This window comes from Pseudomonas sp. LG1D9 (genome assembly GCF_002949995.1).
GTDB classification, from domain to species: Bacteria; Pseudomonadota; Gammaproteobacteria; order Pseudomonadales; family Pseudomonadaceae; genus Aquipseudomonas; species Aquipseudomonas proteolytica.
This window is the reverse complement of sequence record NZ_CP026881.1, coordinates 2117142-2140201: the sequence shown is the minus strand read 5'-3', so window position 1 is coordinate 2140201 and position 23060 is coordinate 2117142. Positions and strand designations below refer to the sequence as shown.

Annotated in this window: 20 protein-coding genes; 9 read left to right on the top strand and 11 right to left on the bottom strand. The window is 61.9% G+C overall.

Annotated elements, in window-relative coordinates:
* The 5 genes from epd to fba all read left to right on the top strand — a co-directional run bounded on the left by epd (position 1) and on the right by fba (position 4213).
* Entirely contained in the window at positions 1–1056 is a 1056-nt protein-coding gene (gene epd / locus C5F71_RS10270) for an erythrose-4-phosphate dehydrogenase (RefSeq protein WP_070993953.1), read from the top strand.
* Between the two features lie 17 nt (positions 1057–1073).
* Positions 1074–2237 (top strand): phosphoglycerate kinase, encoded by a 1164-nt coding sequence (locus tag C5F71_RS10265; RefSeq protein WP_029297354.1) that lies wholly within the window; start codon positions 1074–1076, stop codon positions 2235–2237.
* Between the two features lie 29 nt (positions 2238–2266).
* Positions 2267–2488: a hypothetical protein gene (locus C5F71_RS10260; RefSeq protein ID WP_070993952.1), complete on the top strand. Its 222-nt coding sequence runs from the start codon at positions 2267–2269 to the stop codon at positions 2486–2488.
* A 60-nt stretch (positions 2489–2548) separates the two neighbouring features.
* Positions 2549–2884, top strand: coding sequence for an MliC family protein (locus tag C5F71_RS10255; RefSeq protein WP_029297350.1), 336 nt, complete (start codon positions 2549–2551; stop codon positions 2882–2884).
* A 264-nt stretch (positions 2885–3148) separates the two neighbouring features.
* Positions 3149–4213 (top strand): class II fructose-bisphosphate aldolase, encoded by a 1065-nt coding sequence (fba, locus tag C5F71_RS10250; RefSeq protein WP_029297347.1) that lies wholly within the window; start codon positions 3149–3151, stop codon positions 4211–4213.
* A gap of 193 nt (positions 4214–4406) precedes the next feature.
* On the opposite strand, the gene alr is transcribed toward fba, so the two are convergent.
* Together alr and C5F71_RS10240 are read right to left on the bottom strand one after the other, a co-directional pair.
* A complete protein-coding gene (gene alr, locus C5F71_RS10245; protein WP_104911064.1) occupies positions 4407–5636 on the bottom strand; it encodes an alanine racemase in 1230 nt (409 codons plus the stop codon).
* A 131-nt stretch (positions 5637–5767) separates the two neighbouring features.
* The gene (locus tag C5F71_RS10240) at positions 5768–6433 is read right to left on the bottom strand and encodes a polysaccharide lyase family 7 protein (protein WP_029297342.1); all 666 of its coding nucleotides are present in this window, start codon (positions 6431–6433) and stop codon (positions 5768–5770) included.
* Between the two features lie 318 nt (positions 6434–6751).
* Here C5F71_RS10240 and C5F71_RS10235 point away from each other — a divergent pair, with 318 nt between their 5' ends.
* The 3 genes from C5F71_RS10235 to C5F71_RS10225 are packed head-to-tail and all read left to right on the top strand — an operon-like array spanning position 6752 to position 9729.
* On the top strand, positions 6752–8872 hold the full coding sequence (locus C5F71_RS10235; protein ID WP_092231041.1) for a bifunctional diguanylate cyclase/phosphodiesterase: 2121 nt from the start codon (positions 6752–6754) through the stop codon (positions 8870–8872).
* A gap of 42 nt (positions 8873–8914) precedes the next feature.
* On the top strand, positions 8915–9415 hold the full coding sequence (locus C5F71_RS10230) for a M48 family metallopeptidase (RefSeq protein ID WP_070993951.1): 501 nt from the start codon (positions 8915–8917) through the stop codon (positions 9413–9415).
* 17 nt (positions 9416–9432) lie between these two features.
* On the top strand, positions 9433–9729 hold the full coding sequence (locus C5F71_RS10225; protein WP_029297334.1) for a helix-turn-helix domain-containing protein: 297 nt from the start codon (positions 9433–9435) through the stop codon (positions 9727–9729).
* Between the two features lie 96 nt (positions 9730–9825).
* Here C5F71_RS10225 and C5F71_RS10220 read toward each other — a convergent pair whose 3' ends face one another.
* Complete coding sequence (locus C5F71_RS10220) at positions 9826–10278, bottom strand: GNAT family N-acetyltransferase (protein WP_104911063.1); 453 nt, start codon at positions 10276–10278, stop codon at positions 9826–9828.
* 255 nt (positions 10279–10533) lie between these two features.
* Between C5F71_RS10220 and C5F71_RS10215 the strand changes: the two genes are divergently transcribed.
* Positions 10534–11271 carry an ABC transporter substrate-binding protein gene (locus tag C5F71_RS10215; RefSeq protein WP_029297330.1) on the top strand — a complete coding sequence of 246 codons (738 nt, stop codon included), beginning with the start codon at positions 10534–10536 and terminating at the stop codon, positions 11269–11271.
* Between the two features lie 179 nt (positions 11272–11450).
* Here the strand turns inward: C5F71_RS10215 and yccS are convergent, their stop codons facing one another.
* From yccS to C5F71_RS10170, 8 genes are all read right to left on the bottom strand, one after another.
* Entirely contained in the window at positions 11451–13637 is a 2187-nt protein-coding gene (yccS, locus tag C5F71_RS10210) for a YccS family putative transporter (protein WP_092231036.1), read from the bottom strand.
* A gap of 236 nt (positions 13638–13873) precedes the next feature.
* Positions 13874–15052 carry an NAD(P)/FAD-dependent oxidoreductase gene (locus tag C5F71_RS10200; RefSeq protein WP_104911061.1) on the bottom strand — a complete coding sequence of 393 codons (1179 nt, stop codon included), beginning with the start codon at positions 15050–15052 and terminating at the stop codon, positions 13874–13876.
* A 159-nt stretch (positions 15053–15211) separates the two neighbouring features.
* Positions 15212–16549 carry an ATP-dependent RNA helicase DbpA gene (dbpA, locus tag C5F71_RS10195; protein ID WP_240160319.1) on the bottom strand — a complete coding sequence of 446 codons (1338 nt, stop codon included), beginning with the start codon at positions 16547–16549 and terminating at the stop codon, positions 15212–15214.
* 131 nt (positions 16550–16680) lie between these two features.
* Positions 16681–18108 carry a multidrug transporter subunit MdtD gene (gene mdtD / locus C5F71_RS10190; protein ID WP_029297321.1) on the bottom strand — a complete coding sequence of 476 codons (1428 nt, stop codon included), beginning with the start codon at positions 18106–18108 and terminating at the stop codon, positions 16681–16683.
* A gap of 36 nt (positions 18109–18144) precedes the next feature.
* On the bottom strand, positions 18145–19035 hold the full coding sequence (locus tag C5F71_RS10185; protein WP_029297319.1) for an alpha/beta fold hydrolase: 891 nt from the start codon (positions 19033–19035) through the stop codon (positions 18145–18147).
* A gap of 401 nt (positions 19036–19436) precedes the next feature.
* Positions 19437–20753 (bottom strand): TldD/PmbA family protein, encoded by a 1317-nt coding sequence (locus C5F71_RS10180; RefSeq protein WP_029297318.1) that lies wholly within the window; start codon positions 20751–20753, stop codon positions 19437–19439.
* On the bottom strand, positions 20753–22195 hold the full coding sequence (locus C5F71_RS10175; RefSeq protein WP_104911059.1) for a TldD/PmbA family protein: 1443 nt from the start codon (positions 22193–22195) through the stop codon (positions 20753–20755). The genes C5F71_RS10180 and C5F71_RS10175 overlap by 1 nt, the downstream gene beginning before the upstream one ends.
* Positions 22196–22342: 147 nt before the next feature.
* Positions 22343–23038, bottom strand: coding sequence for an RraA family protein (locus C5F71_RS10170; protein ID WP_029297314.1), 696 nt, complete (start codon positions 23036–23038; stop codon positions 22343–22345).
* Between the last annotated feature and the right edge of the window lie 22 nt (positions 23039–23060).

Genomic DNA, 23060 nt, shown 5'->3' with positions numbered 1-23060 from the left:
ATGCCTCAACCCCGTCCCTACAAAGTTGCACTCAACGGCTACGGCCGCATTGGTCGTTGCGTCTTGCGTGCTCTGTTCGAGCGAGGGGCGGCGGCTGGGTTTGAAATTGTGGCAATCAACGATCTGGCTGACATGGCCAGCATCGAATACCTGACACGCTTCGACTCCACCCACGGCCGGTTCCCCGGCGAAGTGCGAATCGACGGCGATTGTCTGCATATCAATGGCAACTGCGTGAAGGTCTTGCGCAGTGCCACGCCCGAGGGCATCGACTGGGCGGCGCTGGGCGTCGACCTGGTGTTGGAATGCTCCGGTGCCTATAACACCCGTGCCGATGGCCAGCGCTTCCTCGACGCCGGCGCACCGCGCGTGCTGTTTTCCCAGCCGATGGCCAGCGAGGCGGATGTCGACGCCACCATCGTCTACGGCGTCAACCAGGACTGCCTGACCGGTGACGAGGTGTTGGTGTCCAACGCCTCCTGCACTACCAATTGCGGCGTGCCTCTGCTGCGCCTGCTGGACCAGGCGATTGGCCTGGAGTATGTGTCGATTACCACCATTCACTCGGCGATGAACGACCAGCCGGTGATCGACGCCTACCACCATGAAGACCTGCGCCGCACCCGTTCGGCGTTCCAGTCAGTGATTCCGGTGTCCACCGGCCTGGCCCGCGGTATCGAACGCCTGCTGCCGGAACTTGCCGGGCGAATCCAGGCCAAAGCAGTGCGCGTGCCGACGGTGAACGTGTCGTGCCTGGATATCACCATGCAAACCGTCAGCGATACCGATGCCGCCGAGGTCAACCGTATCCTGCGCGACGCCGCCACCAGCGGCCCGCTCAAAGGCTTGCTGGCCTACACCGAGTTGCCGCACGCCAGTTGTGATTTCAACCACGACCCGCATTCGGCCATCGTGGATGCCAGCCAGACCCGTGTTTCCGGGCCAAGGCTGGTGAATATCCTGGCCTGGTTCGATAACGAATGGGGCTTTGCCAACCGCATGCTCGACGTAGCAGAGCACTATCTGCACATCGCTACTAAACAACCTCAACAGTAATTCAGGAACTGCGACCCATGACCGTGTTGAAGATGACCGACCTCGATCTGCAAGGTAAGCGCGTACTGATCCGCGAAGACCTCAACGTCCCAGTCAAGGACGGTGTAGTCACCAGCGATGCGCGAATCCTGGCCTCGCTGCCGACCATCAAGCTGGCCCTGGAAAAAGGCGCGGCCGTGATGGTCTGCTCCCACCTGGGTCGTCCGACCGAAGGTGAGTTCTCTGCCGAAAACAGCCTCAAGCCTGTAGCCGACTACCTGAGCAAGGCCCTGGGCCGCGAAGTGCCTTTGGTGGCTGATTACCTGGGCGGCGTCGAGGTCAAGGCCGGCGATATCGTGTTGTTCGAAAACGTGCGCTTCAACAAGGGCGAGAAAAAGAACAGCGACGAACTGGCCCAGCAATACGCAGCCCTGTGCGACGTGTTTGTGATGGACGCTTTTGGCACCGCGCACCGTGCCGAGGGTTCGACCCATGGCGTGGCCAAGTTCGCCAAGGTCGCCGCTGCTGGCCCGCTGCTGGCTGCCGAGCTGGATGCACTGGGCAAGGCCCTGGGCGCACCGGCCCAGCCAATGGCCGCCATCGTGGCTGGCTCCAAGGTGTCGACCAAGCTGGACGTGCTCAACAGCCTGAGCCAGATCTGCAACCAACTGATCGTTGGCGGCGGCATTGCCAACACCTTCCTGGCCGCTGCTGGCCACCCGGTCGGCAAGTCCCTGTACGAGCCGGACCTGCTGGACACCGCTCGCGCCATCGCCGCCAAGGTCAGCGTGCCGCTGCCGGTGGACGTGGTAGTGGCCAAGGAGTTCGCCGAAAGCGCCGAAGCCACCGTCAAGCTGATTGCTGACGTGGCCGCTGACGATATGATCCTGGATATCGGCCCGCAAACTGCGGCGAACTTCGCTGAACTGCTGAAAGCCTCCCAGACCATCCTGTGGAACGGCCCGGTCGGTGTGTTCGAGTTCGACCAGTTTGGCAACGGCACCAAAGTTCTGGCCAAGGCGATTGCCGAAAGCTCGGCATTCTCGATTGCCGGTGGTGGCGACACCCTGGCGGCCATCGATAAATATGGCGTTGCTGAGCAGATCTCCTACATTTCTACCGGTGGCGGCGCGTTTCTTGAGTTTGTCGAAGGCAAGGTGCTGCCTGCCGTTGAAGTGCTGGAAAGCCGAGCCAAAGGCTGAGGCCCACGGCCTGGAAAAGGAGCATTCCCATGATCAAGCCATTCGCGCTGGTGATTGCAGCAGGCCTGTTGGCCGGCTGCGGCAGCGCGCCCAAGGCGCCAGCAGAGGCCCCAGGGGCTGCGCCGCACAAGGGCTGTTACCAGGCCGACTGGCAGGCGGAGACCATGCCGGTGATCAGCAAGCGCATAGGGCCTGACGGGCTGGAGAAATACGACTCCCCGCCCAAAGGTAAGGAACAGGGTTGCCCTTGACGGGTCTGATTCACTAACCGACAGCACCGGCGGCCACGGGCCGCCGTTCGAGGATTGGCAATGAAAGGCGTTATCGCCCTGGCAGCACTGGCTCTATTGGCCGGTTGTGCCAACCTGAACATGTTCAACAAGGCAGAGCCCCAGCAAGACACATGGACCACCTGGGTATGCGACAGCCAGGCCCAGGTTAACTGGCGGTTTGTCGATACTGACCGCAAGCAGGTGGATGTCCGCCTCGGCGGCTCCGACCAGGTATATCGCCTCAAGGAAGACGTGGCGGCCTCCGGGGCGCTGTATAGCAATGAGCAGTTGGCATTTCATACCAAAGGTGAGGAAGGCCTGGTTTATTGGGTCGCCACCGACGATTTGATCGGCCGAGGCTGCAAGGCTCAGTAACACAGAACTGAAAATCTCATGTAGGAGCGGGCTTGCCCGCGAAAGCGCTGGGTCAGTTGGCGAATTCGGTGTCTGGTACACCGCGATCGCAGGCAAGCCAGCTCCCACATGATTCGGTTCCAGATTGGAAGTTGGGTCAGGCCCACTAGCAATAACGATTCAGCAGGCCAAGGTCCAATTCCTTGATCTGCAATAACTTGAATAGCAGCCGCCGCTACGGCAGGCTTGCACGATTAACGACCCTCGACCGGGAGAGACAACACAATGGCACTTATCAGCATGCGTCAAATGCTGGACCACGCAGCCGAGTTCGGCTACGGCGTTCCAGCCTTTAACGTCAACAACCTTGAGCAGATGCGCGCCATCATGGAAGCCGCTGACAAGACCGACTCCCCAGTGATCGTCCAGGCTTCTGCCGGTGCGCGTAAATACGCCGGTGCCCCGTTCCTGCGTCACCTGATCCTCGCGGCAATCGAAGAATTCCCACATATCCCGGTGTGCATGCACCAGGACCACGGCACCAGCCCTGATGTATGCCAGCGCTCCATCCAACTGGGCTTCAGCTCGGTGATGATGGACGGCTCCCTGGGCGAAGACGGCAAGACCCCGACCGACTACGACTACAACGTACGCGTCACCCAACAAACCGTAGCCCTGGCCCACGCCTGCGGTGTGTCGGTAGAAGGCGAGCTGGGCTGCCTGGGTTCGTTGGAAACCGGCATGGCCGGTGAAGAAGACGGCATCGGCGCCGAAGGCGTGCTGGATCACAGCCAGATGCTGACCGACCCGGAAGAAGCCGCTGACTTCGTCAAGCGCACCCAGGTCGACGCCCTGGCCATCGCCATCGGTACCAGCCACGGTGCCTACAAGTTCACCAAGCCACCTACCGGCGACGTGCTGGCGATCGACCGCATCAAGGAAATCCACAAACGCATCCCCAACACCCACCTGGTGATGCACGGTTCTTCCTCGGTACCGCAAGAGTGGCTGGCAATCATCAACCAGTACGGCGGCGACATCAAAGAAACCTACGGCGTACCGGTTGAAGAAATCGTCGAAGGCATCAAGCACGGCGTACGTAAGGTCAACATCGACACCGACCTGCGCCTGGCGTCCACCGGTGCAATGCGTCGCCTGATGGCCACCAACCCGAGCGAGTTCGACCCGCGTAAATTCTTCGGCGCCACCGTGACGGCGATGCGTGATGTGTGTATCGCGCGTTACGAAGCGTTCGGCACTGCCGGCAATGCTTCGAAGATCAAGCCGGTGTCGTTGGAAGCGATGTACCAGCGTTATCTCAAAGGTGAGCTGAACGCCAAGGTGAACTAAGCCTAAAGTGTTTAAAAAGAAACCCGCAGCGATGCGGGTTTTTTATGAGCGGCTTATAGCCGAGCCCGACCTTCCAAACACTGAAAAATAATGTGGGAGCGGGCTTGCTCGCGATTGCGGTGGTTCAGCCAATACATTTGCCTGACCCACCGCCATCGCGGGCAAGCCCGCTCCCATATTTGATTTGCGGTGCTTATTGATCAACCAGCACTTTGGGGTTCGAGTTGCCCCAGACGGTGTAGAGATCGGCCAACAGCGCCCCATTGATATCCTCAACCTCGGCCTGGGTGGTCTGCACATTCCCCTGCTTGCCAAACAACACCACTTCATCGCCACTTTTTACGGTCGGCACATCGGTGACGTCGACCATCAAGGTGTTCATCGACACTTTGCCCACCACCGGCACCCGATGCCCATTGATCAGCACGATGCCTTTGTTGGTGAACGCTCGACGATAGCCGTCGGAATAGCCCACGGTGATATTCGCCAGTTTCGAGTCCCGCGCCAGGGTGTAGGTGCGGTCGTAGCCGACGGTGTTGCCCTTGGGGTAGCTGTTGACCGAGGCCACGTGGGACTTGAACTGCATCACGCGCTTGTAGGCGGTGAACGACGGTACGGTGTCGCCGAACAGCAGGCCGCCGGGGCGCACCATGTCCAGGCGCGACTCGGGCACTTCCAGGGTGGCGAAGGAGTTGGCGGCGTGCAGGGTGATTTTGCTGCGGTCCAGTTGGGCGACGTTGATCAGCCAGTTGGCTTGCTCGTTGAAGGCCTTGAGGCCGGCGCGCACGTCGGCGGCGTCTTCGACGGCGAAGTGGGTCATGATCGCCTTCACTTGCAGGTTCGGCACCTTGGTGATGGCTACGGCATCGCGCCGGCCTTGGGCGGTGGTCATTTCCACGCCGTTGCGGCTCATGCCGCTGGAGTTCAGGCCCAGGTGTACCACCAACGGGCGGCCATGATGTTCGGCGATCAGGCTTGCGCGCACGGCGAAGTCGAGGTTGCCCACCAGCTCTTCCATGTTGTACGGCAGCGCCGCTTCCAACTCGCTCAACGCGGCGGTACGCACGCGGATCAGTTGGCCCTTGAAGCCGCTTTCACGTACCACGCGGGCTTCTTCATTGCTGGCTACGCCGACGCAAGGCACGCCCAGCTTGATCACCGACGGCATCAGCAGGCCGATACCGTGGCCATAAGCGTCTGCCTTGAGCACGGCGCAGATTTTCGACTTGTCGGCGAGGCTGGTTTGCAGGGTGCGGATGTTGTGTTCGAACGCGGCTTTGCTGATTTCAACCCAGGCGTTGCTGTCCTGGATATTGACTTGGGCCACCCCGTCGGTCATCGACAACGGCGGGGCCGCAAAGGCCGGGTTTTGCAGCATAACCATGCCCATGGAAAGGGCGAGTAGGGTGCGAGTGAAGGGCATTGGTGAGTCTCCATGACTTTCTTATAGGGAAGCATTGCGCGTGCGCGGCGCCATACTCGAATTGTCCTACAAGAAAGTCGAGACCCAGGGTCGCGGTTCTGTCCTAAAGCGTCGTGAGAATGATCGGACTGTCAGTTGTGATCGATATCCAGCTTGGCAAATGTCACTTTGCCGCCCTCTTTGCTGTCGCCGCTGTTGTCTTGCACATACACGCCGGCCTTGAAGTACAACGGTTTTTTGCCCCAGGCCGCGCCGAGGCGTTCGTTCCATTGGCCGTTGGCGGCCTCCACGCTCAACAGGCCGGCCTTGTTCAGGTGGATGACGTAGGTGAAGTTGCGCGCCAGTGGCACATTCTCGGCCACGATAATTACCCGGCCCTTGCTGTCATCCGGGCGCATGCGCACTTTGGCGACGATGTTGCCGGTCTGGGTTTTTTCCTTGTACTGGTATTCGACTTTGACCAGCGGTTTCTGGCTGTCATAGGCGTGGATCTGACCGATGACAATCTTGCCCGAGGAGGGCACCTGGTTGATGGCCAGGGTGGCGCGCAGGTAGTTGTCGGCTTCGGGGTAAGTCCAGTTGCGCAGCCGGCCATCGGCATAGGTTTCGCGCAGTTCGCTGCGCGGGTAGATGGCATTTTCGGTACGGGTACCAGTGACGGGGGACCAGAATTGCACGCTGCTGCCTTCGGCCTGGAAGTACTTGCCCTTGAAGCCGCTGAGCAGTTTAGGGGTGTCGATGGTGGCGGGCGGAGTGCCAACAGGGATGCTCAGGTTCCAGGTGGACAGATCAATCATGGAGTGCGCCTTTGCTGTACGGAAGAAGGGTCAAAAGGCTTTGGCCCATGGGTTGGCGCGTTCTTTATAAGCGGCTGGTAACTGTTTGTTAATAAGTTTTAGGCGGTTTATTGGCGCCAATAGTCTGTCAAAAAGCCATCTTTCCCGTAGTTCGGGGGCTGTAGCGCCTGACCGTTAGTCGGTTGTGTGCTCTTTGGCGCAATGATGGCCCCGTCGTGCCTTCTGCTTTAAATGATCCAAGGCTAGAGTGACTCCACATTAAGTGTCCGGTTTTATCTCAAAATTGACCGGAGTGAACCCTCAAGGAAGAGACGCAGTATGGAATCCGTTCCAACCCTGGCCGAAGGCTCTTCAGTGCTCCTGGTAGTCGATGACTACCCGGAAAACCTGATCAGCATGCGCGCGCTCCTGCAGCGCGAGGATTGGCAGGTGTTGACTGCGGGTTCCGGCGAGGAAGCCCTGGGGCTGCTACTGGCGCGTGATGTCGACCTGGTGCTGCTGGATGTGCGCATGCCGGGCATGGATGGCTTCGAAGTGGCGCGCTTGATGCGCGGCAGCCAGCGTACCCGCATGACACCGATCATCTTCCTGAGTGCCACTGAGCAATCGCCCGCCGCGGTGCTCGAAGGCTATGCCAGTGGCGCCATCGACTATCTGTTCAAACCCTTCGACCCACATATTCTCAAGCCCAAGGTCCAGGCCTTGCTGGAGCATCAGCGCAACCGCCGCGCCTTGCAGCGTCTGAGTCATGACCTGGAGGCGGCCCGGGCCTTTAATGCCTCGGTGCTCGACAATGCCGCCGAGGGCATTCTGGTGGTGGGCGAGGACGGAGTCGTCAGCTACGCCAATCCGGCCATTTCACGGTTGCTCAATGCCACTGTGGACGAGTTGCAAGGCCAGGCGTTCCTGGGCTTCCTGCAAGAACCCCATATGCCTGACTGGTTCAGCTGCGAGCTGTATACCGGCTACCTGCGTGGCGAAACCTGGCGCCTGCATGATGCAATCCTGCGCACCGTACCCGGCCAGCAGTTGCCGGTGGCGATGTCCTGTGCGCCACTGCCCCGGGAGCAGAAGGCCATGGTGGTGACGGTGCAAGACATGTCCCAGGTGCGCCATCTGCATCAGCAACTGGAATCCCAGGCCGTCACCGATCCGCTCACCGGTTTGCTCAACCGGCGTGGTTTCTACCAGACCGTGGAGACGATCCTGCTGCGCAACGAGCGCAGCGAACATGCCACGGTGCTGCTCTACATGGACCTGGACGGTTTCAAGCGGGTCAACGATTCGGTGGGGCACGACGCCGGCGACCGGGTGCTGCGCTGGGTCTCGGAGCAGTTGGAACTGTGCCTGCGCAGTTGTGACATTCTTGGCCGCCTTGGCGGCGATGAGTTCGTCGCGCTGCTGGAGTTGGAATACCCGGAACAGGCCGCCAAACTCGCCGAACAGTTGATCGAGCGGGTGTCGATCTGCCAGCAGGTGGACGGCCTGGAGGTCATGCTGGGGGTCAGTATCGGCATTGCCACCTTCCCCGATTGCGGTCGCGATTTGTCCGGCCTGCTGCGTGCCGCCGATATCGCCATGTACGAAGCCAAGCGGGCAGGGCGTCAGCAATATCGCTATTACGATCAGGAAATGAATGGCCGGGCCCGCTCGCGCCTGATGCTGGAAAGCAGCGTACGCGAGGCCATCGACAACAAACAGGTGACGTTGGTGTACCAGCCCCAGGTGTCCCTGCTGGACGGGCATCTGCGCGGTGTCGAAGCCTTGCTGCGCTGGCAGCACCCGAGTGTGGGCGATGTGCCGCCCGGGTTGTTCATGCCTCTGTTGGAGGAGGCGCGCCTGATCAGCCAGCTCAGCAGTTGGATTTACCATCAGGTGGCATTGGCGCGCCAGGCCTGGGCCTCGGTCATGAGCGACGACTGGGTGCTCAGCGTGAGCCTGAGCAGCAGCCAGTTCAATATGCCCAACCTCGCGCCCCAATTGCAGCAGGCAATGGAGCGACATGGGCTGCACGGGCGGCAACTGGAGGTGGAAATCGCTGAAGAAAGCCTGATGCACAATATTGAAGAGTCCATCAAGCAACTCAAGCAACTGCGCCGCCTGGGGGTGCGCATTGCCCTGGATGACTTCGGCTTGGGCAACTGCTCCCTGGCCCATCTGCGTGACCTGGAGTTTGACACCCTCAAGCTCGACCCCGGCCTGGTGGCCCGCGTGCTCGGCTCGCCACGGGAGGCCGCGCTGGCCCGCAGCATTATCGAACTGTGCGGGCACTTCGGCTTGTTGGTGATTGCCGAAGGTGTAGAAACCCTTGAGCAATGCCACTGGCTGCAGGCCAATGGCTGCCAGTTTATCCAGGGGCCGCTGGTGGCCCTGCCCCTGACCGCCGAAGATATTTCCCTGTGGCCGCAGCCTTTCGCGCTGCGCGCAGGCCCCTGCTGAATTCGCTACACTGGCGGCCTCACGCCCCTGCCGTTCGAACCCATGACTGCGCTGAAATACCTCCAGGCCTATCCCGCCGCCCTGCAAGAGCAAGTGCGCCAATTGATCGCCAAGGATCAACTGGGTGACTACCTGCACCAGCGTTACCCCGAGCGCCATGCGGTGCAGAGTGACAAGGCGCTGTACAGCTACGCCCAGGCCCTGAAGCAGGAACACCTGCGCAACGCGCCAGCCATCGACAAAGTGCTGTTCGACAACCGCCTGGACCTGACCCACCGCGCCCTGGGCCTGCACACCACGATCTCGCGGGTGCAGGGTGGCAACCTCAAGTCCAAGAAAGAGATCCGCATCGCTGCGTTGTTCAAGGAGGCCGCGCCGCAGTTCCTGAAGATGATCGTCGTCCACGAACTGGCGCACTTCAAGGAATCGGACCACAACAAGGCGTTCTATAAACTCTGCGAATACATGATGCCCGGCTACCATCAGGTGGAATTCGACCTGCGGGTGTACCTGACTTATCGCGACTTGCAGGGCAAGTGCTAAACACAAGGCGACCGATCATGGATGTAAGCAAGACCAAGAGCAGTTTCTACCGCCGCCTGTATGTGGCGTACCTGATCGACAGCCAATTGGCCAGCAGCGTCCCGGCGTTGACCGAGGTGACGGGCATGCCCCGGCGCACGGCCCAGGACACCATCGCGGCGTTGGCGGACCTGGATATCGTCTGTGAATTCGAGCAGGAAGATGGCGCCCGCAACCATGCCGGGCACTACCGGATTCGCGACTGGGGGGCGATTGACCGGGGCTGGATCGAGCGCAACCTGGTGCAGGTCAAGCAGGTGTTGGGTTACCCCTGAAATTGGGCTGGCAGGTCTGACGCTATCGCGGGCAAGCCCGCTCCCACAGGTCGATAGCGATCAAATGTGGGAGCGGGCTTGCCCGCGATGGCGATCTCAAGCGCGCCGCATACCAATATGTGGAATGTCGTCTTCAAGGTAGACCTCACCCTCGACCTTGAACCCATATCTTGCGTAGTACCCCTGCAAATGCGCCTGGGCTGAGAGAAAGATCGGCGTCTGCGGCCAGATATCGTCGATCTGCTTGAGGGTTTCCGCCAGCATCTGGTGGCCCAGGCCGGTGCCTCGCGCGGCCTCGGCCACGAGCACGCGGCCGATAACCACGTCGCCGCCATTCAGCTCCGGGTCCAACAGGCGCAGGTAGGCCACCAGTTGATTGTCCTGCCAGGCCATCAGGTGGTGGGTATCGCCCTCCAGGTCCTGATCATCGATGTCTTGGTAGACGCATTTCTGCTCGACCACAAACACCGCTGCCCGCAGACGCAAAATGGCGTAGAGCTGTTCTTTGCCCAGATCATTGTGGTGCTTGCAAACCCAATCGACAGTCATCGTTCCATCTCACATAAAGACCTGACCCGGATAGTAAAGCCCTAGCCGCCGACTGTCTTGGGCGGTAGTGCAAACACCTGGAAAACACTGTTTTTTGTGAGTGACGTCAATTTGCCATCATTGAGTGCTTTCTCGGCCTGGTTCTTTGTGTAATCTGCGATACACCTCGAGCGATAAGCTACAGTCAGAACCTGGAAGTACTCCCGCCAGCGTCATCGCCCGCAACGAATTGCCCGCTGTGCAAGGACATTAAGCATGCTGCGATTGTCTCGTGCCGTTGCTTTGATCGTATTGCTGTTGCTGGCCCCGACGGTGGCCGCGGAACGCTTGCGCCTGGTGGCGGATGCGTGGCCGCCGTTTACCGATGCGACCCTGATCAATGGTGGCCTGGCCACCGATATCGTCAGCACCGCCCTGGCGCGTGCCGGCTATGCCAGTGATTTCGAGCAGGTGCCATGGGCACGGGCGTTGATGGGGGTGGGGGACGGGCGTTACGACGTGCTGGTCAACGCCTGGTACGACGAGGCGCGCACGCAGTTGGGGCAGTTTTCCGCCGAGTATCTGCTTAACCGCGTGCGGTTTATCAAGCGCCGCGACGATCCCATTGAGTACCAGAACTTGCAGCAACTGCATGCCTATCCCATCGCGGTAGTGCGCGGCTATGCCTATTCGGCGGATTTCGATGCCGATCCCAAACTGCAAAAAGTCCCGGTGCATAACTTCGCCATGGCCGTGCGCATGTTGGCTGCCCAGCGCGTGCGGATGACGGTCGAGGATGAGTATGTCGCGCGCTTTTACCTGGCGCGGGAATCGCCCAGGGTGCGCAATGCCGTGGAGTTCCTGCCCCAGCCATTGAGTGAGAACAGCCTGCATATCCTGGTCAGCCTGAAAAACCCCAAGCATGAGCAGATTGTTGCCGGGTTTGACCGGGAGATCAGCAGGATGAAGGCGGATGGCAGTTATGCGCGGCTGCTGAAACAGCATGGGATGTAGGGAGCTTCAGCGCCCCATCGCAATGACGAACGCCCCCCCTGTGGCGAGCGGGCTTGCCCCGCGTTGGGCTGCGAAGCAGCCCCAAAACCAGCCGCTACGGAGTCTCTGATATACCGCATTCGGCTTACCGGGGCTGCTTCGCAGCCCAGCGCGGGGCAAGCCCGCTCGCCACAACAGCCCTATCTGCTCGCGCTGGTTTCCTTGATCAAATGCGCGGCCAATGTGCGCAACGGCCCCAACTGCCGGCAAATCAACGCCAATTGCGTCTGCACCAGCCTTTGCGCCTCATCGATCTCATCGGGCATCTGCTCCAACTCTACCGCCAGCGCCTCCTCGGCATCGCTTTGCACCGCGATCGGCTGTTTGTTCGCCAGCCCCGTGGCAATTTCGTCGATGCTGGTGGCGAGGGTCTTGCCCGCGCCTTCGATCAGGTGTTCGCGCATGTCGGCCGGCAGTTGGGTATCGCGGTGCGCACCGAGCCCCGACAGGTAGCTGAGCAGGGTGTGGGACAGCACCAGGAAGCGGAAGCCCACGTCGGCTTCCTTACGGAAATGCCCCGGTTCCATCAGCATATTGGCCAGGGTGGTGGACAGCGCGGCGTCGGCGTTGTGCGCGTTGCGCCGGGCCAGGCGGTAGGCCAGGTCGTCGCTCTTGCCGGCGGCATATTGCTGCATGATCTGGCGCAGGTAGATGCTGTTGCAGGTCAGGGTGTTGGCCAGCACCTTGTTCAGGCGCCGGCCCTGCCAGTCTGGCAGGAACAGGAACACCGCCAGCCCGGCGATCAGGCTGCCGAGCAGGGTATCGAACAGGCGCGGCAGGAACAGCCCGTAGCCATCGCCCACCTGATTGAAGCAGAACAGCACCATCAGGGTAATGGCGGCGGTGGCCAGGGTGTAGCGGGTGGTGCGGTTGATAAAGAACACCAGCCCGGCGGCGATGGCGAACATCGATTGCACCAGGGGGCTTGGGAACAGATCGAACAGCGCCCAGGCCACCGTCAGGCCGATGGCCGTGCCGATGATCCGCTGGCCGAGCTTGCGCCGCGTCGCGCCGTAGTTGGGCTGGCAGACAAACAGGGTGGTAAGGATGATCCAGTAGCCTTGGGACGGGTGGATCAAATGCACCATGCCGTAGCCCACGCTCAGCGCCAGGGGCAGGCGCAGGGCGTGGCGGAACAGCAGCGAAGTCGGGGTCAGTTGGGTGCGCAGGCGCGTCCACATTTCCTTGAGGTTGCGCGGCGAACGGTCCAGCAGGCTGCTGTCGCTGGCATCGGCCAGGCTGTCGGGGTTGCTGGCGTCACTGAGCAGGCGGTCGAGGGTCGACAGGTTGGCCGCCAGCGCCCGCAGCGAGCGTAACAGGCCGCGCCAGGCCGGGTTGCTCTGGATACGCAGGTGTTCCAGGGATGCATTCAGGTCGCCCAGGGCCTCGGCGAAGCTGGCGTCGTAGACAAACGGCTGGCGCAACTGGATCGACTCGGCGAGGGCCTGGCAGGCCTTGCCTTGCTGGCGCAGCAGGCGCTGGCAGCGGAACAGGACGTCGCTGTGGAAGAACGCCTCGGCCAGCGCGTTGTAGGGGTAGTGGGAGGAACTGGCGCGTTCGTGGATGTCCTGGGCCAAGAAGTACAGCTTGAGGTAGCGGCTGACCTTGGACCCCGGCCGGCCATTGCCGACACGGTGCAGGATGATTTCCTTGGCCGCATTGAGCGCCGCCACCACCCGGCCATTTTGTTGGGCCAGTTCCAGGCGCCGCGCTTCTACGTCCAGTTGGCGAATAGGCTCGAACAACGACGACTTGAGCTTGAGGTAACGCCCCAGTTCGCGAAACAGCCGGGCCAGGCTCTGCTGCACCGGTTGGTTGGAAAACATCGCCTGCCACAGCACCGACAGCGCGCCATACCAGGCGGCGCCGGCCACCAGCAGCAAGGGCTCGTGCCAGAAATCGGTGACGGCGCCACCGCGCTGATCCACGCCGATCATGGTGTAGACCGACAGAATCAAGGTGGCCGAGGCGATCGCCCCATAGCGCTCGCCGAGGGCGCCGAGCATGGTCAGGCAGAAGCTCGCCAGGGCGATGGCGATGGCGAAAATCCACGGGTAGGGAAACAGCAACTCCACCGACAGCGCCGCCACGCTGAAACACACCAGCGTTACCGCCAGGGCATTGAGGCGGCCTTGCCAACTGTCATCGGTCTCGGCCAGGGCGCTGGCGATAATCCCCAGGAACAGCGGGATCAGCAGCGACATTTCATCCTGATACCAGCACAGCGCCATGCTGCCGGTGAGGGCGATAAACACCCTTACGCTGTAACTGAACTTATCCAGTGCCCAAAGGCGCCGCATGGACTGCTTGAACGAGGTCGAGGACATGAAGTCTGGGGTCTTCCGGGACGATGCCGCTAAATTGAGCCAGTAATGACGCCACGGCAAGCGCGGCAATCACATTCATAAGCAAAAAATGTTTTTGGCACACCCCAATCAAAATGTGGGAGCGGGCTTGCTCGCGAATGCGGTGTGCCAGCCACCGGATCAGTTGACTGGTACTGCGCATTCGCGAGCAAGCCCGCTCCCACAGGTGATCGCATTACCGTTCTAGAGGGCGGGGATCAGACGTACTGCGCCGCCGCATAGCCCGACGCCCAGGCCCATTGGAAGTTGAACCCACCCAGGTGCCCGGTCACGTCCAGCACTTCGCCGATAAAGTACAGGCCGGGGCTTTTCAGCGACTCCATGGTCTTGGACGACACTTCCCGGGTATCCACCCCACCCAGGGTGACTTCGGCGGTGCGGTAGCCTTCGGTTCCGGCCGGGACCAACTGCCAGTCGCCCAGCTTGGTGGCGATGTCTGCCAGTTCGGCGTGGGTGTACTGCTTCATCGGCTTGGACACGAACCACGTCTCGGCCAGCAGGTTGGCCATCTTCTTGGTGAAGATCTCGCCCAGCAGGGTCTTGAGCTCGCTGTTGGGGCGCTCGGCCTGTTGCTGTTGCAGCCAGGCGTGGGCGTCGTGGTCGGGCAACAGGTTGATTTGCACGGTGTCGCCAGCTTCCCAATAAGAGGAAATCTGCAAAATCGCCGGCCCGCTCAGGCCGCGATGGGTAAACAGAATGTTCTCGCGAAAGCTCTGGTCGTTACAGCTCACCAGGCAATCGACCGAGGTGCCGGACAACTCGCCACACAAATCCTTGAGCTGATCGGTGATGGTAAACGGCACCAGGCCGGCGCGGGTCGGCAACAGCTCATGGCCGAATTGCCTGGCCACCTGGTAGCCAAAGCCGGTGGCGCCCAGGGTCGGAATCGACAGGCCGCCGGTGGCAATCACCAACGACTCGCAGCGCAACTCGCCGAGGGTGGTCTGCAACTGATAGCCGCTGTCGAGTTTGCTGATCTGCTGGATCGAGGTGTCCAGGTGCAGGCTCACGCCGGTCTGGATGCACTCGTCGAGCAGCATGCCGAGGATGTCGCTGGATTTGTTATCGCAGAACAGCTGGCCGAGTTTTTTCTCGTGGTACGGCACGCCATGCTTGGCCACCAAGCCGATGAAATCCCACTGGGTGTAGCGGGCCAGGGCAGATTTGCAGAAGTGTGCGTTGTGCGAGAGGAAGTTGGCAGGCTCGGTGTACATATTGGTGAAGTTACAGCGACCACCGCCGGACATCAGGATCTTCTTGCCGGCCTTGTTTGCATGGTCGATCAACATCACCTTGCGCCCACGCCCGGCGGCGGTCAGCGCGCACATCAAGCCTGCGGCGCCGGCGCCAATGATCACAACTTCGGTCGAGCGCAAAACGGTGTCCTCACAAAATATTGATCTGAAATGCAATCAAAAATGTGGGAGCGGGCTTGCTCGCGAATGCGCACTGTCAGCCAACCGATCTGGCGACTGGTACACCGCATTCGCGAGCAAGCCCGCTCCCACATTGGATCTCCATTGAATCGAAGAGCTTTACAGGATCCGCACGCGCAACGAACGGCCCTTGATCTTGCCATCGTTCAAGCGCTGCAACGCCTGCTTGGCGACGCTGCGCTCCACTGCCACGTAGGCCTGGAAGTCGAAGATCGCAATCTTGCCGACCTGGGTGCCCGGGATCCCGGCTTCACCGGTCAGTGCGCCGAGGATGTCGCCTGGGCGAACCTTGTCTTTACGACCGGCAGCAATGCACAACGTGCTCATCACCGGCAGCAGCGGCGCGCCGCCCTGGGATTTGAGGTTGCTCAGTTGGTCCCAGTTCAGCGGGGCTTTTTGCAGCAGTTCGATGGCCTGGGCGCGGTGTGCTTCGGACGGTGCTACCAGGCTGATGGCGATCCCGGTCTCACCGGCACGACCGGTACGGCCCACGCGGTGGATGTGGATTTCCGAATCGCGGGCCAGTTCGACGTTGATCACCATGTCCAGCGAGTCGATGTCCAAGCCACGGGCCGCCACGTCGGTGGCCACCAGTACCGAAGTACTGCGGTTGGCAAACATTGCCAGCACCTGGTCACGGTCGCGCTGTTCCAGGTCGCCATGCAGGCCGACTGCAGAAATGCCCTTGGCGGTCAGGTGGTCCACGGTTTCCTGCACTTGCTGCTTGGTAAAGCAGAAGGCTACGCAGGAGGCCGGACGGAAGTGCGACAGCACCTTGGTCACCGCGTCCATGCGTTCTTCCGGGGAGATTTCGTAGAAACGCTGCTCGATCTGCTCGTCGGAGTGGAACGCTTCGGCCTTGACCTGCTGCGGCGCGCGCATGAATTTGGAGGCCAGTTGCTTGATGCTCACCGGGTAGGTGGCCGAGAACAACAGGGTCTGGCGACGGGCCGGGGTCTTGCTGATGATGTCTTCGATAGCGTCGTAGAAACCCATGTCGAGCATGCGGTCGGCTTCGTCGAGGATCAGTGTGTTCAGGCCGTCCAGCACCAGCGAACCCTTGCGCAGATGCTGCTGGATGCGGCCGGGGGTGCCGACGATGACGTGGGCGCCATGTTCCAGGGAGGCGATCTGTGGGCCGAGGGACACGCCGCCGCACAGGGTCAGGACCTTGATGTTGTCTTCGGCGCGGGCCAGGCGGCGGATTTCCTTGGCCACCTGGTCAGCCAGCTCGCGGGTCGGGCACATCACCAGGGCCTGGCAACCGAAGTAGCGCGGGTTGATCGGGTTCAACAGGCCGATGCCAAAGGCGGCGGTCTTGCCGCTGCCGGTCTTGGCCTGGGCGATCAGGTCCAGCCCCTTGAGGATCACCGGCAAGCTTTGCGCCTGGATCTGCGTCATCTCGGCATAACCCAGCGAGTCGAGGTTAGCCAGCATGGCGGCGGAGAGCGGCAAAGTATTAAAAGCGGTGGCGATGGTGGTCACGGGACTGGCTCTGCAAAAACAAAATGTCGCGCAGTGTACCAGCCCCGTGGGAATTTCCCTGCAAGTTCTAGACGAGACGCCGCTTAATGCTCGATGTCGTGCTCGCGGCTGACCATCCGTTTGCCGTCTTTTGGCGACAATTGCAGGAAGATCGCCGCCGCCAGCATCGCCATGATGCCCACGGTGAGGAACGTCAACTGGAATGCCTCAAGCACGGTATTGACCCCATCGTTACCGGCTTCGGCGGTAAACCCGCCCAGCAGGGCGCCGGCGCAGGCAACCCCCAGGCTCAGGGCCAGTTGCGCCACCACTGACAGCAAACTGTTGCCGCTGCTGGCCTGGGCATCGTCGAGGTCGATCAGGGTCACGGTGTTCATCGCGGTAAATTGCAGGGAGTTGATCGCCCCCAGCACCGCGAGCATGGCCAGTAGCAGCGGGTACGGCGTCTGCTCGCTGACCAGGCCCATGCTCGCCAGCATCATGCCCAGTAGCAACGTATTGCCGGTGAGCACGATGCGATAGCCCAGGCGCTCGATCAGCGGCCGGGCGATGGACTTGGCGACCATGGCCGCCGCCGCCAGGGGCAACATGCTCATCCCGGCCTGGGACGGCGAATAGCCCAGGGCGATCTGCAACAGCAAGGGCACGAGGAACGGCAGGGCGCCGCTGCCCAGGCGGGCGAACAGGTTGCCGAGAATGCCCACGGCAAAGGTCCGGGTCTTGAACAGCACCGGAGAGAACAGCGGGTTTTCGATATGCCCGGCGCGCAGCCAGTAGGCCGCCAGGCATGCCATGCCGCCGAACAGCAGCAACATCACGCGCAAGTGCGGCAGGTGCAGCTCGCCCAGGCCTTCCATGGCAATGGTGATCAGCACCATCGCCGCGCCAAACAGCAAAAAGCCCAGGCTGTCGAAGCGTGTGCGCTCAGTGCCGCGCAGGTCGGGGATGAATTTCCACACGGCGTAGCAGCCGATCATGCCCACCGGCAGGTTGATCAGGAAAATCCAGTGCCAGGTCAGGTACTGCACCATCCAGCCGCCCATGGTCGGGCCGAGCAGGGGGCCGAGCAGGCCGGGAATGGTGATAAAGCCCATGATCCGCACCAGCTCCGAGCGCGGGTAGGCGCGCAGCACCACCAGCCGGCCGACGGGCAGCATCAGCGCGCCGCCCAGGCCCTGGATCACCCGCGCGCCCACCAGCATGGTCAGGCTGCTGGACAGGGCGCACAGCAGCGAGCCGATGCTGAACAGCATGATCGCGCCGAAGAAAATCTTCTTGGTGCCGAAACGGTCGGCGATCCAGCCCGAGGCCGGGATCAGCAAGGCCACGGTGAGCATGTAGGCGATGATCACACCCTGCATGCGCAGCGGGTTTTCCGCCAGGTCCTCGGCCATGGCGGGCAGGGCCGTGTTGAGAATCGTGCCGTCGAGCGACTGCATGAAGAAGGCAATCGCTACCACCCATGGCAACCAGCGGGCGGTCTTGGCATCGAGCACGACACGATTCGGCATGAGATCCCTTTTTGTTAGCAGGCTATGTGTCGCCGATTATGCGCCAACCTCGGCCGGTTTTCCCACTGGCGGTTCGTCTATATCGGCGATGGCTACGTGTTTGCCCACCAGGAAATCGATCAGTGCCCGATGCACTGCCAGCGCCGCCTCCCGCGACTCCAGGTCGAGCAAATGGCCGGTGTGTTCGGCACTGGCGAAGCTGCTGCGCCCCACATAGTGCTTGAACAGTTGGGCCTCATTGGCCGGCGTGTACTCATCCAGGGTGCCGTTGAGGAAATGCACCGGCGTCTCGATCTGGCGTAGTTGCGGCAGGTAGTTGCCATCGCCCAGGGCCAGTACCTGATGAATATGAAAGCGTGCCTGGCGGTATTCGGTGGTGGCCATGGTCGACAGGTGCCGATGGTTATTGCGCTTGAGCCGGCTGGAGAGGAATTTGCCGACGGTTTCATTGAGCAGGTGGCCGACGGCGGACTTGTCATCGGCCTCGATCAGCACCCGCACCCGCTCCACATATTCGAGCATCGCCTGGTTGAGGTTGGGCGCCAGGGCCATCACCACCGAGCTTTCGATCGAAGGCGGGTTGCGTGCCAGGGTCAGCAGGGTCGAGATGCCACCCCAGGAGGCCGACACCAGATGGTTGACCTGAAAGCGCGCCACCAGCGCCCGCAGGATCTCGACTTCGTCGTCCTTGGTCACCAGGTCCAGATCGGTGTTGTGCGGGCGCGAATAGCCGGAAAACGGCAGGTCGAACATCAGCACATTGAAATGCTCGGCCAGGCACTTGCTGGTGCGGGCGAATGAGCGGGTGGTGGACAGCGCGCCGTTGACCAACAGCACGGTCTTGCGTTGCGGATCGTTACCCAATTGCTCTACGTGAACGTTGTAGTGCTTGAACAACTTATCAATGACAAAACTTCCTTGGTACATGTCAACGCTCCGGCTCGCCCTATCCCGGGCGAGGTCATGCATCGCTTGCGGGCAAGCGGGTTGAAAGGTGGCGGGATGCCACTAACTGTTATAACGAGCTTTTGGAGAGTCGACAACAGCCCGCCAACCAACGGGGCGCTGTCAGGGAAGGTTCATCAGCGTGCGGGGGATTGCCCTGTAGGAGCCGGCCTAAACCGTGGGTAGGGAGCTTGGTGTGGTCTCAGGGAGCTTGTTGTGGCGAGGGGGCTTGTCCCCCGCTGGGCTGCGAAGCAGCCCCAGTAAGGTGCACCGAGTTGTGTCAGGTTGACCGCGGGGGCTGGTTTTGGGGCTGCTTCGCAGCCCAGCGGGGGACAAGCCCCCTCGCCACAACAAGCTTGCCTTCACCACACTCGGCCCAAGGTTTACAAGGTCAGGGTCAGACGCTTGACCAAAGCGCCGGGCAGCAAGCTCGATGAAGTGTTGCGCGCGCCGTAGGTGCTGGCCGACAGCCGCAGCTCGCGCTCGGCAGTCAGCGCTTCCAACTGCGATCCCAGCAGGTGATACACGCTGTCGTCAAAACGCATGGTGCTGACCGGCGCCTTGATCTCGCCGTTTTCCACCCAGAATGTGGCGAAGCGGGTCATGCCCGTCAGGCGCGCCGCCGGCTGGTCGGAGTAGTTCAGGTACCACAGGTTGCTGATATACAGCCCGGTGCCCAGTTGCTTGAGGATATCGGCCTGGGCCAGGTTGCCGGCGGCCATCTGCAAGGCGCTGGGGGACTCATCGCCGCTGGCGCCGTTGGTGCTCAAGCCGTATTCGGCGGCGCTGCGTGAGTTGACCAGGCGCCCCTGTGCCCGGCCATCGGCGATCAAGGTCACGTCGCTGCGCGGATAACCGTCACGGGAGAACGCCGGGCTCAGGGAGGCCGTGATCTGTTCGCTCATGCCCACCAGCGGGCTCAGGGCCTGGTCACCGGCATACAGGCGTTGCAATGGGCTGCCCTTGCTGGCGATGGCCTGTGCAGAAAAACCGCCCCACGTGAGCATGTCGACGATTTCTTCCAGAGCCGCCGGCGCCAGGTAGGCACGGTATTGGCCGGGCGCCAGGGCGTGCAATGGTCGGCCCAGGAACTCCAGTTGTTCGCGGGCGTGCTGCAAGCGCTGGGCAAACGCCGCGCTGTCCCAGGCATCGCCGGCGTAGCTGGCCTTTACCGCCTCGCCATTGGCATGGAATAGGCTGAAGTCAAAGTTGAAGCTATTGGCCTGGTGCCAGCCAAAGGCCCCCGACGAGCTGGCGAACCCGTGGCTGATCGGCCCGGCGGCATAGATTCCGACCAAGTCCAGGCCTTGGGCGCCGTGGCTGATGTCGGCCAGGACCTGATCGAGGTCTGGCAACGCCTGGGCCTGCTCGCTCCTGTTCTGCCAAGCCGTGTGATTGAGCAGCAGGTAAGGATCCTTGGGCAGCAAGGGCAGGGTTTCGCGCAATTGCTGCAGGCCCTCGGCCAGGCGCTGGCGGTCGACTTCGGGGGATCCGGCCAGGGTGATGCCAAGGTCGGCATGCCGGCCATCATTGATCAGCTTGAGGTTGAGGCTGGCCTGCTGCACCTGGCCGGCCTGGCGTACCTTGGCGTGATTGAAACGCACGAATTCGGACGACTCCGCCGCGTAGCCCAGATGAAACTGTTCCTCGGCGGTGATGGCCTGTTTGAGCCACTCCACCAGTTCCTTGAAAGCATTCATCAGGCATCTCCCCCAAACACATCTACATCGCTGAACACACACGCAGGCGAAGCATGGCCGACGCGGATCACCTGGTTCGGCTCGCCCTTGCCACAGTTGGGCGTGCCCAGCACCTTGAAGGTACTGGCATCGCCCACGGCACTGAGCTTGCGCCAGAACTGCGCGGAAATCGCCCGGTAGTTGGGGTTCTTGACCACGCCCTTGAGCTCGCCGTTCTCGATCAACTGGCCCCATTCGCAACCGAACTGGAACTTGTTGCGCGCATCGTCGATGGACCAGGAACGGTTGGTCGACATCAGGATGCCGTGCTCGATGCCGCCGATCAGTTGCGCCAGGCTTTGGTCGCCGGCCTCGATATTGAGGTTGGCCATGCGGTCGATGGGCGCGCGGTTCCAACTGCTGGCGCGGCTGTTGGCCACGCCGCCCAGGCCCGAGCGGTATTGCGACAGCGCCCCGCCCAAGGGTTTGAGCAGCAGGCCATTGCGGATCAGGAACTGCTTGTTGGCGGGCGTGCCGTCATCGTCATGGGCGTAGCTGGCCAGTTGTTCGGGAATGTTGGGGTCGAAGGTCACGTTCAGCAGGTTGGAACCGTATTGCAGGTGGCCGAAGTCGCTGGCCTTGACGAAGCTGGTGCCGGCGTAATTGCGCTCGTCGCCGAGGATGCGGTCCAGCTCCAGCGGGTGGCCGATGGACTCGTGGATCTGCAGGATCATTTGGTCAGGCATCAGCAGCAGGTCGCGCGGGCCTTGGGGCGTGTTGGGGGCCAGCAGCAGTTGCAGGGCCTCGTCGGCAATCCGTGGCGCGGCGCCGACCAGGCCGAAACGGCTGATCACCTCAAAGCCACCTTGCTGGCCAAAGTTGCTGCCGCCCAGGGTGCGGGTCTGGCTGTCGTTGCCGTCGTAGGCCGTGACATCGACACCGGGGAACACAAAACGCTGGGCCTGGCGCAACTCGGCGCTGGCACTGTTGAGGTAGATCTGCTCGACGTGAGTGGTGCCCAGGCTGACCTCCCAGTTCACCAGGCGCTCATCCTTGGGCACGGCGGCCGATTCGGCGCCGAGCAGTTGGTAGCAGTCACTCAGGGACGGGAAGGGTTGGTCGAGTTCTGGCGACAGATAGTCGGCGATGTCGCTGGACACCGGCTGGTCGCGCAGGTCGAGCAGGGCATGGGGCCTGATGCGACGGGCTTGCTGTTCGGCCCGCTCCAGCGCGGCTTGCAGGCCGGCCAGGGAAATATCATGGGTGGCGGCGTAGGCTTCGACACCGTTGAGACGCACGGTGAGCATGGCGCCTTCGTCGCGGCTCAGGTGCGGCGGCTCGGCGACGTTCTTGCGTACCGACAGGTACTGGCCGGACTCGCGCACGTAGCGCAACGAGAAGAACTCGGCGTGGGTGCGCAGGGCGGCGAAATGCTTTTTGAGTTGCGGGTGTTTGTCGAACATGGGGACCTCCTTGTTGGCAGCGGTGGCCCGGAGGCCCTCATCGCTGTAGGAGCGAGCTTGCTCGCGAAGGTCGCGAACGATGGCGCGGGCATTCTGGATAAATGCCGCGCTCTTGGGTTTTTCGCGAGCAAGCTCGCTCCTACAGGGTTAGACCGGGCAACCCTTGGCGCGCAGGATGGCGTCAAAGCGATCAGGGTCCAGGGTGCCGGCTTCGATAGCGGCCAGTGTGGCTTTCTCGCGGGCCAGCAGGTCATGGCAGCGCACCAGCAACTCCGGCAGTTCGCTGCGTGAGGCGGCGACCACGCCGTCGCCATCGCCGATCATCAGGTCGCCAGGGGCTACCAGCATGCCCGCGCACGAGATCGGTACGTTGATCTCGCCGCCACCGTCGGTGCTCGGGCCACGGTGCACGCCGCCGATGGCGTAGGCCGGCAGCTCGCCGGTTTGCCATTCGTCGAGGTCACGCAGGGCGCCGTTGATCACCACGCCGACGATGCCGGCCTTCAGGGCCATGGCACGCATGATGCCGCCGAACACGGCGCGGGTCAGGTCGGCGCTGCCGTCGATCACCAGCACATCGCCCGGGCGGGCCATTTGCATGGCTTTGAGAATCATCAGGTTGTCACCGGGGCGCACACGTACGGTCAGCGCGCTGCCGAGCATCGGTGCGTTGCCGTGGAAGGCCTTGAGGCCCAGGCCACCGACGTTACGGCCCAGGCAGTCGCTGACGGCCGCGGCCGGGATCTTGCTGAATTCCTTCAGCCATTTCGGGTCCAGCGGTTCAACGTTTGGATTGATCAGGAAGCCGGTAGGCCATTTGCTCGAAGAAACGACATCAAACATGAGAAAGCCTCGTGGCCAGGCA